This window comes from Pseudomonas sp. GL-B-12, from assembly GCF_019955895.1.
Lineage (GTDB): Bacteria > Pseudomonadota > Gammaproteobacteria > Pseudomonadales > Pseudomonadaceae > Aquipseudomonas.
In genome coordinates this window covers 22,228-38,632 of record NZ_JAHBCX010000088.1, presented here as the reverse complement: position 1 = coordinate 38,632, position 16,405 = coordinate 22,228, and the positions used below count along the sequence as shown (strand labels likewise).

At 58.9% G+C, this 16,405-nt stretch carries 7 protein-coding genes; 3 read left to right on the top strand and 4 right to left on the bottom strand.

Annotated features, from left to right (window positions below):
• Positions 1 to 47 precede the first annotated feature (47 nt).
• Positions 48 to 803 carry a sulfite exporter TauE/SafE family protein gene (locus KGA85_RS30580; protein ID WP_223461097.1) on the bottom strand — a complete coding sequence of 252 codons (756 nt, stop codon included), beginning with the start codon at positions 801 to 803 and terminating at the stop codon, positions 48 to 50.
• Between the two features lie 808 nt (positions 804 to 1,611).
• On the opposite strand from KGA85_RS30580, the gene KGA85_RS30575 reads away from it, so the two are divergent.
• From KGA85_RS30575 to glgB, 3 genes are read left to right on the top strand one after another with little or no spacing between them, the layout of a single operon-like run.
• Positions 1,612 to 3,609, top strand: coding sequence for an alpha-1,4-glucan--maltose-1-phosphate maltosyltransferase (locus KGA85_RS30575; RefSeq protein ID WP_223532033.1), 1,998 nt, complete (start codon positions 1,612 to 1,614; stop codon positions 3,607 to 3,609).
• Positions 3,610 to 3,665: 56 nt separating this feature from the next.
• Positions 3,666 to 7,007 (top strand): maltose alpha-D-glucosyltransferase, encoded by a 3,342-nt coding sequence (gene treS / locus KGA85_RS30570; protein WP_223461101.1) that lies wholly within the window; start codon positions 3,666 to 3,668, stop codon positions 7,005 to 7,007.
• 2 nt (positions 7,008 to 7,009) lie between these two features.
• Positions 7,010 to 9,241, top strand: a complete 2,232-nt coding sequence (gene glgB / locus KGA85_RS30565) for a 1,4-alpha-glucan branching protein GlgB (protein ID WP_223532031.1) — start codon at positions 7,010 to 7,012, stop codon at positions 9,239 to 9,241.
• Positions 9,242 to 9,472: 231 nt separating this feature from the next.
• Here the strand turns inward: glgB and KGA85_RS30560 are convergent, their stop codons facing one another.
• From KGA85_RS30560 to KGA85_RS30550, 3 genes are all read right to left on the bottom strand, one after another.
• On the bottom strand, positions 9,473 to 12,328 hold the full coding sequence (locus KGA85_RS30560; protein ID WP_223461105.1) for an RHS repeat domain-containing protein: 2,856 nt from the start codon (positions 12,326 to 12,328) through the stop codon (positions 9,473 to 9,475).
• An 82-nt stretch (positions 12,329 to 12,410) separates the two neighbouring features.
• Entirely contained in the window at positions 12,411 to 13,478 is a 1,068-nt protein-coding gene (locus tag KGA85_RS30555) for an autotransporter outer membrane beta-barrel domain-containing protein (RefSeq protein WP_223532029.1), read from the bottom strand.
• 298 nt (positions 13,479 to 13,776) lie between these two features.
• Positions 13,777 to 16,374, bottom strand: coding sequence for an autotransporter outer membrane beta-barrel domain-containing protein (locus KGA85_RS30550; protein ID WP_223543629.1), 2,598 nt, complete (start codon positions 16,372 to 16,374; stop codon positions 13,777 to 13,779).
• Between the last annotated feature and the right edge of the window lie 31 nt (positions 16,375 to 16,405).

Sequence of the window (16,405 nt, the reverse complement as noted above, 5' to 3'; positions counted from 1 at the left end):
CGTTTGTTAGTTGGCAAGACTGTGTTGCAATCGAAAGCAAGTTACTTTTAAGTCGCAAGAAAACGAATTATTAGGGCCACGCCGGATACAAGAACAATCACGTTGATCAGTTTGAGGAACTGCTCCCTGGACATCCTCAATGTGATTCGGCGGCCGACGGTAACGCCAATCAACATGCTGGGGGTCAGAAACAACGCCAGCCATAGCAAATCGGCGTCCGTGTACACACCTGCGAATGCAAACAAAACCACACGGGTCAGGGTGCTGAGGCCGATGAGAGTGGTCTGGGTAATGCGCATGGACTCTTTGTTGGATAGTCGTCCGCTCAGATAGATCGCATAGATAAATCCGCCACTGCCAAACAAGGCGCTGAAAATGCCGCCGATGGTGCCAAGTGGGATGGCCGCCTTTGGAGTGAAGGTCCGCTCAGGCTTAAGACCACTTAGAGAATAGAGGGCGTAACCGGTGACGAAGATCCCCAGTGCTGGCAGAAGGAACTCCGGGCGTGTAGTGAGCAATATTACCGCGCCTATTAGGCTTCCAAGGATCATTACCGGCACCAACCGCCGCAATTCGGCCTGGTCAGCGTTATGTCCGCCCCGACTGATGTTGACCAGTGCCGCGAACAGATCCATTAACGCTAGCAGCGGTACGACTTTGGCAATGGGGATGAATAGCACCAGAAATGGACTCGCTATCAATGCCGTACCAAACCCGGCGATCCCAAAGATGATGTAGGCACAGAGTAGCGTGGAGAAAATTACGATATAGCTGATCATGTCCATGGCAATGACATCGTTCATTAAAGAGATTCTCCATATCCATTGCTGAAACTGAAAAGTACGTTGTCCAGTTTTCGATTTTATTTTTTCTGATCGAGTTGTGTGCTCGGAATTGAGTGGCGTAGTTAGATTTAGTTGTTTTGTGTGAGGTCTGCAAGTGGGTGGATATCCCTGTGTAGGAGTATTCATCCAGTTGTCAGGGACAAGTCTTACAAAATATTTTGAGCTTTCTGAGTTGTGATTGATGTGTTTAAGGGGGCAGGTATTTTCGGCTCTCTTTTAAAAACTAATGCTTAGTTTGATTCTAAGTGAGGGGCGGGTGGTGGCGGGGTGTAGGCCAGGGTGTAGGATTAAACAAACAGAATCGTTGTTGGTTAATGTTATTTTTATTGAAAAAAGCGACAGGCGGTAGTTTCGGCTTGCAGAGTCAACGGCTTCAAAAAGCAATTACAACTATCTGTAGCTACGCTTGCCACAGTCCTTCAGAGGATCTACCCCGTTGGACGTCGATCACCACCTTTCGTCTCGGATTCTGCTCTGGTGCTGGAGGGACCAGCAAATGATCCGGAGGCAGCGGTTCGGATCTTTGATGTTGGGGGCGGGTTTTTCCTTCGGAATGGGAATGCCATGAAGATGGCCTTGTTTCTGCTTACTGATTAGGAGTACAGCGGCCTTCCACTTTTTGGATGGGATGGCTACTGATGAGTCCCGATGAAACTTTCCCGGCAGCTGTCGCTCGGAACCTAAGTGAGTGCATCCCGGGGCGGATTGCCCGGTGGGGTGGCGACCAGACACAAGCGCGTCCATGGGGCGTAAGGAGAGAGGCTCGATGACGGCTGAAAAACCGACTGAGTTGAGCTACAACCCGCACATGCCGCTGTCGCAGGCGTTGTTGCTGCCGCGTATCGTCATTGAAAACATCATGCCGACCCTTGAAGGCGGGCAGTTCGCCGTCAAGGCCGTGGTGGGGCAGTACGTGGTGGTAACGGCCAAGGTCTTCGCCGACGGGCATGACAAGCTGGCGGTTCGCGTGCGCTGGCGGGCCGAAGACGAGGACGTCTGGCAAAGCGCTGCCATGAACGACCTGGGCAACAACGGTTGGCAAGGGCAGTTCCGGGTCGACAGCCAGGGCCCTTATCTGTTCTGTATCGAAGCCTGGATCGATCAGTTCGCCAGTTTTTGCTACGAGCTGGAAAAGAAGCATGCGGCGGCGGTGCCCGTCAGCCTGGAATTGCAGGAAGGACGGATTCATGTCCAGCAGGCCGCCGAACGCAGCGAAGGGCTACTCAGCGAACAACTGGCGGCCTTGCACCATGAACTGTCAGGGCTGCTTGAAACCGAGCAGATCGCACTGTTTTTGCACCCGCGTAGCGCCGACCTCATGGCCCGCGTCGATCATCGCGCCTACCTGAGCCTGAGCCCGGAGTACCCGGTGGATGTGGAGCGCGAACTGGCGCAGTTCGCCAGTTGGTATGAATTGTTCCCGCGTTCGATCACCGACAGTCCGGCCCGCCACGGCACCTTCAATGACGTGCATTCGCGGCTGGCGATGATCCAGGACATGGGTTTCGACGTGCTGTATTTCCCGCCGATCCACCCGATCGGGCGCAGCTACCGCAAAGGCCCGAACAACTCGCTGACGGCGGGCCCCGATGATCCGGGCAGCCCCTATGCGATTGGTAGCGAGGAGGGCGGGCACGAGGCGATTCACTCGCAATTGGGCAGCCGTGAAGACTTCCGCCGACTGGTGGCGGCCGCCGCGGCCCATGGCCTGGAAATCGCCCTGGATTTTGCCATCCAGTGCTCCCAGGACCATCCATGGCTCAAGCAACACCCCGGCTGGTTCAACTGGCGGCCGGACGGCACGATCAAATACGCGGAAAACCCGCCGAAGAAATACCAGGACATCGTCAACGTCGACTTCTATACCCCGGAGGCAATTCCGAGCCTGTGGGTGGAACTGCGCGACATCGTAGTGGGCTGGGTCGAGGAGGGCGTGAAGATCTTCCGCGTCGATAATCCGCACACCAAGCCGTTGCCGTTCTGGCAGTGGCTGATCGCCGATGTACGGGCGCTGTACCCCGAGGTGATCTTCCTCGCCGAAGCCTTTACCACCCCGGCAATGATGGCGCGCCTGGGCAAGGTCGGTTATTCCCAGAGCTACACCTATTTCACCTGGCGCAATACCAAGGCCGAACTGGCGACTTATTTCACCGAACTCAACGAGTCGCCCTGGCGCGAATGCTACCGGCCGAATTTTTTCGTCAATACACCGGACATCAACCCGGCCTTCCTCCATGAATCCGGGCGCCCCGGGTTCCTCATCCGCGCCGTACTAGCGACCATGGGCTCGGGCCTGTGGGGCATGTACTCGGGTTTCGAGTTGTGCGAGTCGGCGCCGGTACCGGGCAAGGAGGAATACCTCGATTCCGAGAAGTACGAGATCCGTCCACGGGATTTCAATGCGCCGGGCAACATCATTGCCGAGATCGCCCAACTCAACCGCATCCGCCGGCAGAACCCGGCGTTGCACACCCATCTGGGTCTGAAGGTCTACAACGCCTGGAACGACAACATCCTGTACTTCGGCAAACGCAGCTTTGACGGCAGCAATTTCATTCTGGTGGCGGTCAGCCTCGACCCGCACAACGTGCAGGAAGCCAACTTCGAGTTGCCATTGTGGGAAATGGGCTTGCCCGACTACGCCAGCACCCAGGGCGAAGACTTGATGAATGGCCATCGCTGGACCTGGCACGGCAAGCAGCAATTCATGCGGATCGACCCGGCGCATCAGCCGTTCGGGATTTGGAGAATTACCGCCTCTTGAGAACACCACAGGGGATTCTCAGCCTGTGGCCAAGATGAATTCACCAGGAGTTTCACATGGCGAAGAAACCCAAGGCAGCCACGTTCATCAAGGACCCGCTCTGGTACAAGGACGCGGTGATCTATCAAGTCCACGTCAAATCGTATTTCGACTCCAACAACGACGGAATTGGCGACTTTCCCGGTCTCATCGCCAAGCTCGACTACATCGCCGACCTGGGTGTCAACACCATCTGGCTGTTGCCGTTCTATCCCTCGCCACGGCGCGACGACGGTTATGACATCGCCGAATATCGCGGCGTACACAGCGACTACGGCACCATGGCCGATGCCAGGCGGTTCATTGCCGAGGCGCACAAACGCGGCCTGCGGGTGATCACCGAGCTGGTCATCAACCACACCTCCGACCAGCACCCCTGGTTCCAGCGGGCGCGCAAGGCAAAGCCCGGTTCGGCGGCGCGGGACTTCTACGTGTGGTCCGATGACGATCAGAAATACGACGGCACCCGCATCATCTTTCTCGACACCGAAAAGTCCAACTGGACCTGGGACCCGGTTGCCGGCCAATACTTCTGGCACCGTTTCTACTCCCACCAGCCCGACCTGAACTTCGATAACCCGCAAGTCATGAAAGCGGTGCTGTCGGTGATGCGTTACTGGCTCGACATGGGCATCGACGGCTTGCGCCTGGACGCGATTCCCTACCTGATCGAGCGCGACGGCACCAATAACGAGAACCTGCCGGAAACCCACGACGTCCTGAAAAAGATCCGCGCCGAAATCGACGCCAACTACCCCGACCGCATGCTGCTGGCTGAGGCCAATCAGTGGCCGGAAGACACCCAGTTGTACTTTGGCGACACAGACAAGAAAGGCCTGAACGGCGACGAATGCCACATGGCCTTTCACTTCCCGTTGATGCCGCGCATGTACATGGCGCTGGCCCAGGAAGATCGCTTCCCGATTACCGACATTCTGCGCCAGACCCCGGATATCCCCGCCAACTGCCAATGGGCAATCTTCCTGCGCAACCACGACGAGCTGACCCTGGAGATGGTCACCGACAAGGAACGCGACTACCTGTGGAATTACTACGCCGCCGACCGCCGGGCGCGGATCAACCTGGGGATTCGCCGTCGCCTGGCGCCGCTGATGGAGCGTGACCGCCGCCGGGTCGAGCTGCTCAACAGCCTGCTGCTGTCCATGCCCGGCACGCCGACCCTGTATTACGGCGATGAAATCGGCATGGGCGACAACATCTACCTCGGTGACCGCGACGGTGTGCGTACGCCGATGCAATGGTCCATCGACCGCAACGGCGGTTTCTCCCGCGCCGACCCGGCGAGCCTGGTGCTGCCGCCGATCATGGACCCGCAATATGGCTACCTGTCGGTCAACGTCGAAACCCAGGCTGGCGACCCCCATTCGCTGTTGAACTGGACCCGGCGCATGCTCGCCGTGCGCAAGCAATCCAAGGCCTTCGGGCGCGGTACGTTGAAGATGCTGTCGCCGAGCAACCGGCGGATTCTGGCCTACACCCGTGAATACACCGGGGTGGACGGTAAACACGAAGTCATTCTGTGCGTGGCCAACGTGTCGCGCAGCGCCCAGGCCGCCGAGCTGGATTTGTCGGCCTACGTCGGCATGGTGCCGGTGGAAATGCTTGGAGGTAACGCATTTCCGCCCATCGGCCAGCTGAATTTCCTTTTGACGTTGGCGCCCTACGGCTTTTACTGGTTCGGTCTCGCCGCGGAAAACCAGATGCCGAGCTGGCACGTGGAGCCCGCACAAAGCCTGCCGGACTTCACCACGCTGGTGCTGAAAAAACGCATGGAGGAACTGCTCGAAGCGCCGTCACGCACCACGCTGGAGCAAAGCATCCTGCCGAGTTGGTTACAGAACCGCCGCTGGTTCGCGGGCAAGGACGCTGCCATCGAACAGGTCGAACTGGCCTATGGCGTGCGGTTCGGCGATCCGCAGCACCCGGTGCTGTTCAGCGAGATCAATGTCACCAGCGCTGGCCAGAGCAGCCGCTACCAGTTGCCGTTCGGCTTTATCTCGGAAGATCAGGTCGGTACTCCGTTGCCCCAGCAATTGGCGTTGTCGCGGGTACGGCGCGGGCGCCAGGTCGGTCTGATCACCGATGCCTTCAGCCTGGAGACCTTTGTGCATGCGGTATTGCAGGGCATTCAGGCCGGTACCGTGTTGGCCTCCAGCGAGGGCGACATTCGTTTCGAGTCCACCGCGGAGCTTGAAAAACTCGGCCTCAATGCCGAGTCGCCGGTACGTTACCTGTCCGCCGAGCAGTCCAACAGCTCGGTGGTGATCGGCAACAGCCTGGTGCTGAAGCTGATCCGCAAGGTCGCCTGCGGTGTGCATCCGGAACTGGAAATGAGCGCGTACTTGACGCAAGCCGGGTTCAGCAATATTTCGCCATTGCTGGGGGCCGTGGTGCGCCGGGACGGGGCGGGTGAAGACAATTTGCTGATGATCGCTCAAGGCTATCTGAGCAATCAGGGCGACGCCTGGGAATGGACGCAGAACAACCTCGAACGGGCGCTGCGCGATGAACTGGCCGACGCTGTGTCCGAGCAAGAACAACATTACAACGCGCTCGGCGAACTGAAAGATTTCGCCGCTATGCTCGGTCAGCGCCTGGGGGAAATGCATCAGGTGCTGGCGGCGCCGAGTGCCAACCCGGACTTCTTGCCCCAGGTCACCACGCAGAAGGAGGCGCTGGCCTCGGCAAGGGATGTCGCGGCGCAAATCGAGCACGGGCTGAATTTGCTCAAGCAGCATAAAAATCAACTGAACCCGGCGGACCAGACCCTGGTCAGCCGTTTGCTGGACAACAGGAAAACCATCCTCGGCCATGTACAAATGTTGGGCAAAAAGACCGCGGGCGGCTTGCGCATTCGTGTGCACGGCGACCTGCATCTGGGGCAGGTGCTGGTGATCAAGGGCGATGCCTACCTGATCGACTTCGAGGGCGAACCGGCGCGGCCTTTGCATGAACGACGGGGCAAACACAGCCCGTACAAGGATGTCAGCGGCGTGCTGCGTTCCTTCGACTATGCGGCGGCGATGGCGATCAATGTGCAGAACGTCGATAACACCGCGGCGGCCGATGTCGCGCGCTTGCGGGTCACCGATCGCTACTTGAGCGAGGCGCGGCAAGCATTTGTCGACGCTTATCGGCTGGCGGCAGCTAGTCTTGCCCATGCATGGCAAGATCCCGAAGGCGAGGATGCAGCACTGGCGTTGTTCGGTCTGGAGAAGGCGGCGTATGAAGTGGCCTATGAGGCGGAAAATCGCCCCGCCTGGTTGCCCGTGCCGTTGCACGGTTTATATGGATTATTGAGTGGGCTTAAACCCTTTTCCGATCTTGGTGGAGAGTAGTCATGAGTGTCTCGAACAAGGAACAGGGTCATCACAAAGAAGCGCTGCTACCCAGGGCGCGGGATATCGATGCATTGGTGCGTGCCGAGCATATCGATCCTTTCGCCATTCTCGGCCCTCACGCCGATGGCGCTGGCGGGCAATTCATTCGCGCGTATCTGCCGGGCGCCCTGAGTGTGCAGGTGCTGGCCAGGGACTCCGGCGAAGAGCTCGGTCACCTTGAAGCCACGCAGACGCCGGGGTTGTTCGTCGGGCATTTCCAGCGTGCGCAAGCGTATCTGCTGCGCACCCATTGGGCCGGCGACGAGCAAACCGCAGAAGATCCTTACAGCTTCGGCCCGTTGTTGGGCGAAATGGACTTGTACCTGTTTGCCGAAGGCAATCACCGCGACCTCAGCGCGTGCCTGGGTGCGCAACTGAAAACCGTGGACGGTGTCGACGGCGTGCGTTTTGCGGTGTGGGCGCCGAATGCCCGGCGGGTGTCGGTGGTCGGCGATTTCAACGTCTGGGACGGGCGCCGGCACCCGATGCGCCTGCGTCACCCCACCGGTGTCTGGGAGTTGTTCATCCCGCGCCTGCAAGCGGGGGACGCCTACAAATACGAGATTCTCGGCGCCCACGGCATTCTGCCGTTGAAGGCTGACCCGATGGCACTGGCCACCAGCCTGCCACCGGACACCGCTTCGAAAGTTGCCTCACCCTTGAACATCGACTGGCAGGACCAGGACTGGATGTTGTCCCGAGGCGACCGCCACCGGGTGACGGCGCCATTGTCGATCTACGAATTGCACGCCGGCTCGTGGCAATGTGAGCTGGACGACCTGGGCGAAGTGGCCCGCCAGTACACCTGGCCGGAATTGACCGAGCGGCTGATTCCCTATGTCAAAGATCTCGGCTTCACCCACATCGAACTGATGCCGATCATGGAGCACCCGTTCGGCGGTTCGTGGGGCTATCAGTTGTTGTCGCAATTTGCGCCGAGTGCGCGTTATGGCACGCCGGACGAATTCGCCGCGTTCATCAACGCCTGCCACCAGGCCGAACTCGGGGTGATTCTCGATTGGGTGCCGGCGCATTTCCCCACTGATACTCACGGCCTGGCCCAGTTCGACGGCACGGCGCTTTACGAGTACGGCAACCCGCAGGAAGGGTTCCACCAGGACTGGGACACCCTGATCTACAACCTGGGTCGCACCGAAGTGCACGGCTACATGCTGGCGTCGGCGTTGCACTGGCTCAAGCATTTCCATGTCGACGGCCTGCGGGTCGATGCGGTGGCCTCGATGCTGTACCGCGACTACTCGCGCAAGGCCGGCGAGTGGGTGCCGAACCGCCATGGCGGGCGGGAAAACCTGGAAGCCATCGACTTCCTGCGTCACCTCAATGACGTGGTGGCCCTCGAAGCGCCCGGTGCCTTGGTGATCGCCGAAGAATCCACCGCATGGCCGGGTGTCAGCCAGGGCACGCAACAGGGCGGCCTGGGCTTTGCCTACAAATGGAACATGGGCTGGATGCACGATTCGCTGCATTACATCCAGCAAGACCCGGTGTACCGCGCCCATCACCACAACGAGCTGAGTTTCGGCCTGGTGTATGCGTGGTCCGAGCGCTTCATCCTGCCGATCTCCCACGACGAAGTGGTGCACGGCAAACACTCGCTGATCGACAAGATGCCCGGCGACCGTTGGCAGAAATTCGCCAACCTGCGGGCCTACCTGAGTTTCATGTGGGCGCATCCGGGCAAGAAGTTGCTGTTCATGGGCTGCGAATTCGGCCAGTGGCGCGAGTGGAACCATGACCAGCAACTGGACTGGTACCTGTTGCAGTACTCCGAGCACAAGGGCGTGCAGAAACTGGTGAGTGACCTCAATCGCTTGTACCGCGAAGAACCGGCGCTGCATGAGCAGGACGATGTGCCCCAGGGTTTCCAGTGGCTGATCGGCGATGACGCGATCAACAGCGTTTATGCGTGGCTGCGCTGGAGCAAGGAAGGCAAACCGTTGCTGGTGGTGGCCAACTTTACCCCAGTGCCACGCGAGGCTTATCGCGTCGGGGTGCCGTTTGCCGGGCAGTGGAGCGAGGTGCTCAACAGCGACTCGTCGATCTATGCGGGTTCCAATTATGGCAATAGTGGTGGGGCGGTGTCCGAGGAGACGCCGAGCCACGGGCAGGCGTTGTCGTTGGTGCTGAATTTGCCGCCGTTGGCGGTGTTGATGTTAAGGCCGGCGGGGTAGGAGAGTAAGCAGTTAATTCACTACCGCGTTAATAGATTGAGCGCGGTTAGTTGCCCATGAGACGTAACCGAGCAGTTAGTAACGATGATTAGCTCGGTAGTGTTGACGAGGTTGCTGTTTTGCATGAGTCTTCCGTTGATGTGCGATCACGATCTGTATCACTGTGTAGTCAGCACTGACACAAAAAACAGCATACCCATCGTTCCTGCGGGCTCAACCTTGAGAAGGCCACTAGCTCTTATTGACGAGTAGACGGGAAGACTTGAGAAGTTTTCCTGGTCTACCGTTTTTATCTCTCTGCGCCCAATCTCTGAAAGTTAAAGTTTCTAATGGAGATAGTCCGCTTTTGCCCTTGGACGGAATATTGACAGTAGGACGGGTGTTTACATGGCTTGATGGGAGTTGTGCGTGTCGCTCCTCTATATGAATATTCCATTCGTATAGGTCTGAAGCATTGTAGAGATTATTTTCGAAGTAAGTCTCAAGTTCTTCTTGGTGCATGTGGGGTTCGGCTTTGAGTTCATCTGGGATTCGCTCTGAAACAAATATGTCTTTTAAATTCGCTCCACCTTTTTTCAAAAAATTCAGAGTGTGCAATTTTTGCTCGATTTTAGGTCGGTAATGGCCGCTCTTGTTTTCAATAAACGAAACCGCTCCATTCGTTATTACGATCATTCCGGCGTCTAAAACTGGGCGGCCGGAGAAAGGAGATGAGTGGTACCTTTTATCGCGGGTATGTTTAAATATGGAAAGTTCTGGTTGATGTTGCTCGTTGAATCCTAATGCGTACCCTAAGTTAGCATTCAATTTAAGCCAGTTTGAGGATGATGTGGTGGTGGCGTTGTAGCCGATAAGTTGCTGTTTATTGTTGAAAAGCAATCCGTTATTTACTGTTAGAGTCATTAAATTGTCTGCTCGTTCTTGTTGGTTGTAATATCTGATGCCTTTGTACTTGGGTGAGTTTTTTAGTTGTCTGTCTCTGTCGTTAATTTGCTCGCCTATATAGTCGAGGTGGCGCCCTCTTAATACATGTCCGTGGCCTGGTAGTAAGTGTTTGTGGACAAGCATCTGCCAGCGTTTTTTGTCCAGGCCAACGCTATCTACATTATTGACAGGGTCGGAACCTACAAACTGATACAAATTTATCCCATCTACATACCCCGCCGGATCCGGATTAATCCACCGCTGCAACCACGGCGCGTAATAGCGGAATCCATAGTAATAAAGCCCCGTCGAGTCCCGTTCCTTGCCCGAATACCGCACGGTCTTGTACTTGGCTTCTGTGGCCGAACGGGCCGCGAAACAAGCCGTACCACCAAACGGGTAATACCATTCCTGGCTGATCAGGTCGGCGTTTTGGTCCAGCTCCAGCGCGCTGGATTGCAGATGATCATTGAGGCTGTAGCGCGCTTGGTCGTTGTCGATGTCCTCCGGCTGTTTGGCAACCCAATGCAGCATCTGCACGCTGTTGCTGCCGGCGCTGGCATTGATCACGTGAAGGATTTCTCCCGTGCCGTCGTGGCGGCGGATTTCCAATCCGGGCAGGTAACGCACTTCGCTGACCAGCGTGCGGGCATTGGTCTGGCTTGAACGCAGTTTGCGCACCCGCTGGCCGCCGCCGTCGTAGGCATAACGTTCGTAGTCATCCTCGCCGACTTCGCGGACGACTGGGCGCAACGTGGACAGTTGATTGCGCCAATCCCAGCCGAGCGATTGGCCCGCTTGCAACTCACGCAGGTTGCCATTGGCATCGAATCCGCCGGCCAATTCGGCTTCGGTCGGCGGACGACCGTTGTGTTCTGGCAGGCAACGGTTGCTGTATTGGGCGCGGGTCAGGGTGCGGCTATGGGCCTGAGAGCCGACGTGCACCAAATCCAGCAGATTGCCGCCCGCGTCGTAATGGTAAGTCTGGGTGTATTGGACGACTTGGTTGGGGTCGAGCGGCAAGGGTTGCAGGTCGGGCAGGGCAGGGCCGCCATGGCCAGCTTTGGCCTCCCAACCCGTGGCTTCGATCAATTGATCGAGGGTGTCGTAGCGATAGGTCTTGATCGGCTCAATGCGCTGGTTGTTGAAATAGCGGATCGGTTGGGCGGCGTCTTCGATGCTCAGTACATTGCCGACTGCGTCGTAGCGGTATTTCAGGTCTTGCAGCGGCGTGCCGTTGGCCTTATGTGCGCTCAGCCCGATGAGGCGACCGTCCGCCAGATCGTATCGGTGGCGGGTGATCACGCCATTGCCGGCCGTTTCCGACTCAATCTGGCCGGAGGCGCTGTAGTGGAAATCACTGACCAGGGGCCGCTCTTTTTGGCCGTCGCCGGCCAAGGTCAGATGCGTGCCCTTCAATTCGCCGGCGACGGTGTAGGTAAAACGTTGACGATTACCCAATGCATCGATTTGCTGGCGCAACTCGCCGCTGGCGGCGTAGTGCTGCGAGGTGGTGGCGCCGTCTCCCGCTTCAAGCAACGCGTCGCGAGCGGCCACGCTCTCGGGCCAGTTCACCGGGGCGGTATCCAACAAAAAATGCCGGGTCTGTTGCAGCAGCGCACCAGCGATCCCGAGTTCACGCAGGTGCAGGGTTCCGGCCGGGTCGTCATGGCGAAGCAACTGGCCGCACAGATTGTGCGATGCGGCGTCGGCATCGACTCCCGCATAGGTGAAGCGCTCAAGGACGTGCTCAGCGATATCTTCACCACGTTCATGCACGGCCACCGGCCGCAGCAGTACATCGAACTCAGTGAGGGAGTGGCTGCAACGGCCGTCCCAAGCCTCGACGCGTTGCCCGCCAGCACCGTGCAATGCCACCCGCCACCCTGCGTCCACGCTGTCACTCGATAACGGTGTCGCGGACAAACTGAACACCTGGCTCAAATTGGCCGGCACCGAGACATCGTTCTGCGCCAGGGCAAACAGGTATGGATCCCGACTGGCCACCGGCCTGCCGGCGGCATCGAACCGTTGATGCGTCACCCGCGCTTCAATACCATCGGCCGCTTGCCGCCGATGGTATTGAACTGTCCTGACCGCCAGCCCACGCGGGTCTGAAACCGCAAGGGTTGGCGTGCCGTGATGCGCATGGTCCACAGACATCCGTGACGGCCTCGATCAGGGTGATTTGCCCATCACAATGCATCACCGTCAATGCTGTGGAAACTGTAAGAAATACCAGTTTTCACCAGCGCATCCGCACACCCAGGCTGCCGATCAACCCGTTCAGGTCATTGTCGTCCACGTCGCTGCTGTAGTCAGCGCTGATGTACAGGCTCACGGTTGGGGTGACTCTTACGACCAGGCCCAGACCCAGTTCGACGGTCGAGGAACTACGGCTACTGCTGATCTTGTCGACCTGATCGAGGGTGACGGTGTTGCCGGTGTACACCGTGTGCCACAAGTTGGTCCGTACGTAAGGTTCGACCGGCAAGCCGTTGATGTCGTAATTGCCTTTCAAGCGCGCGCCAACCCGGCCGCTCCACGAGGTCAGATCAGTTGAAGACGCGTTGCCGGATCCGGCATACGGGGTGTCCAGGCTGATGCGCTGATTGATCAATTGCGCCTGGGGTTCAATCACCCAGTTCTCGCCCAGGCCGATGGGGAAGCCACCCTCAACAGACAGTGTCATCGCGCTGCCCTCGGTGGCTTGTCGGGTCCCTTGTCCGTTGCGGCTGAAGCCGCTGACCCGGCCACCGCTGGCGGTCAGGTCGACGTACCAGCCTTGTGGTCCGGTCAGGCTCCAGTAGGCGCCGAGGCTTTGCCCCTGGAGGTTGAGCGTGTCGCTGTTGGGGTCGGACATTGCCGGGGTGATCTGCGCGCCGTTGTGGTTGAGCTGGAGCTGGCTCATGCCGCCGACCAGGCCGACCCTTTGCGTATGCCCGCTGGCGCTTTGCACGGTCAGGATCGCCGGGCCTTTGAGTGCGTTGGTGCCGGGGACGGCCAGCCCCTGGGAAAGGTAATCGGTTTGTGCCTGGCGAGAGGGCTGGCCGTAGAGTTGGTCCCAGGTCGTGGGCGCGGCGTCTTCGGTGGTCAGGTTCGAACTGCGCAGGTCGGGATGAGCGCTGAATTGACCAGGATAGGTTGCTGCGAGGGTGGGCAGACTGAGTGTCGGAATGTCCTGACGATACCACGGGGCTGTTTCTTGCTCGTCAGTGGCGGCTTGTACTTGCATGGAGGAACACAGCAGCAGTGAACTCGACACCGTGCAAAAAGCGACTTTGATCTCTTGTTGGGTGAGTGAAACTTTCATGGCGGTCTACCTTGCAGTCGCAGGCGGTATCTCGCTCTGGCGTCTCTCCTACCCCGAATGCGGGGCGACCGAATGGATCAGGGGCGTCACGGGCTGCCCGTTTTTACGGGAGCCCAAGGCCGGTCCTGGTGGTAATTCCGGGGGTAGTAACCTGAAGTCAAGAAGACCGAAACGGCCGAGTCAAGAACATGGCCGATAAGTGGTAACGGTTTAAGTGACTGATTTAAGGCGTGTCCATAAGTGCTTGTTTGTTCGAAGGATCGTCGAAAAAACCTCGGGCTAGAGCGGTTTTCGACCATTACCACTTCACCCGGACCCCCACGTTACCGAACGTTCCCTGTAGTTGGTTGCTGTCGATATTGCTGGTGTAGTCGAGTCCGGCGTACACGCTGACCGAGGCCGCAACGCTCAGCACCATGCCGATACCGAGGTCGGCGGACGAGGTTCGTTGTTGGGTTTCGACCTGATCGAGATGGTCAAAGGTGACCGTATCGGTACCAGTGAAAGTGTGCCAGATGTTGGCCCGCAGATAGGGTTCCAGCGGCCGGCCGCCGACCTCGTAGCGACCCTTGAAGCGTGCGCCGACACGGCCGGTCCAGGCACTGTCGGAATCGAACGAGACATGGGAGATGCCGTCGTCCTGGCTGTCGAGTTTGACCTTTTGATAAATCGCCTGGACCTGGGGTTCGACCACCCAGTTACCGGTCACCGCGAACGGGTATCCGACTTCTGCCGATAACGTCGTTACGTGGCCGTCATTGTCGATCTTCAGTCCACCTTCGGAGCGATTGTCGCCGTTGAGCCAGGTGTACATGGCCACGGTATCGAGATACGCGCCGGCGGGATCGGTCAGGGTCCAGTAAACGCCAAGGCTGTCACCTTTCAACTCGACGTTGCCGGAGCGTTTGCCTGCGAAGCCCTGATTGAAACCGTCGACATCGCCTTGCAGACGGCTGTGGCCGATGAAGAAACCGCTGCGCTGGGTTTGCCCACCCGCCAACTCTGAGCTGAACAGATCATTGCCGACCTGAAAGCCATTGAGCGAGCCGTCCAGTCTTGGCGTGACGGTGCCGGCCCAGGTCTGCTCGAGGTTCTTGCCGTAGACCCGCCCCCAACCGGCGCTCAAGGCACCGGTTTGCGTCAGCAGGCGCTGATCGCCCTGACGGTCATGAAAAGTGCCCAATGCTGTCAGGCTCAACTGTGCTGCTGCCGGCGGCATCACCGACCAGGTAGGCACCGCCTCGCGATACAGGGGTATTGGTGCTGCGCCGGGTACGGCGGCCGGTAACACCGGGGCTTCGACCGTCACGACGGCTTCAGCTCCTTGAACCGCGTTGGCCACAACCACCGGCGCGGCCACCGGCACTGCCACGATGGGCACCAGCGTCGGCGGCAAGACGGGATCAGGGTTGGTGACGGCAACCACTGGCGGCGCCACTACCGAGGAGCGCAAATACCAACTGTTTTCGCTGCCCGGTGTGATGCCGCCTTTGAACAGGCGGTAATCGAAGGCGCCAACCGACACCGGGGCTTTGAGGGCGAACGCGGTGTTGTCGCTGACCGCCGTGCCTTGGGCCTGAACCAGCTGGATACCGTTTTGCTCGGTCAATGCACCCGCGCCGCCAACGTTGGTGACGCTGATCAGGGTGCTGCCGGTCAGCGTCCCGTTGTTGACCACCAGCTTGTCGCTGGGAGAACTGTCATCGCCCACGGCGCTTTGCAACAGCAATTGGCCGCCGTTACCCACGTAATTGCCTTCAACCGTCAGGCTGTCATTGGTGCGAGAGTTGCCACGAGTGAGGTCGATGACCCCGCTGTTGTTCAAGGTAACGAGCCGATCTGTGGTCAATGGCGTGATGCCGCCCTGCACCGACGTCAGCGTACTGCTGCCATCGACGTTGAACACGCCCGTGCCGCTGGTGCTGTCCCCCAGTTGCAAGTTGCCATCCAGATCGAACCGCGAGCCGTTGACCAGGTTGACGGTTTCCCAGTTGATGTAGCGGACGGCGCCGGAAGAGGTAGTGTGATCGAAGGTCAGCAGGTCGTTGCCGACGCCGCCATTGATGCTCGGGGTGAGGGCGAGGGTGCTTTCGTTGAGGTTGCGCAGGGTGGCGCTGTCGTTGCCGGCCTCCAGCAGGATTTGCGAGCGGATGATCCCGCCGCCGTCCCGCACCAGGGTGTCATCGCCGTTGCCGGCGCGGATCTCGCCAACGATTTCCCCGTCAGTGACCGTGATGCTGTCGTTGCCGTTGCTGACACTGATGTTGCCACCGATACGGCCCCCGGAAACGATGATGGTATCGGTGCCCAGACCGGTCACCAGGTTGCCGAGGATCTGCCCGCCGGACAAATCGAAAATATTGTTATCGAGCTTCATGTCGACCCGACCGATGGTGCCGCCGGTCATCCTGGCGACGTCGCCGTCCTCGAAGGCGCCAACGATGGTGCCGCCGGTCATCAGGAAGGTATCGCGGCCGTCGCCTTGGGCCAGGGACTGAAGGGTCCCGCCAGACATGACGAAATTATCGATGCCATTGCCTTGGCTGACCGCCCCGGTGACTTGCCCGGCGCTGATCGTGAAACTATCCGCCCCGTCGCCCTGATTCACAGAGCCCGCCACGGTGCCGGACGCCATGTTCACCGTGTCGGCGCCGGCGCCGAAGGTCACGTTACCGTTGATCTTGCCGGTGCCAGTGGCGGGGGAGGTCAGGGTGTTATTGCCCGACAAATCGGTCAACGGCCCACTGGTGGCGCTGTCGCAGACGAAGTTGTCGTTACCAGCGCTGGGGGTGAGTGTGCAGGCGGCGTAGGCTGCCTGGGGCCAATTCGCACATAACCAGATTGAGAACAGGCAGGCGCCGAAACGGTATTTGGGCAGATCTGTCGAAAACTCCATGCTTGCCTCCGCGCTGGGATCAACCACCGTT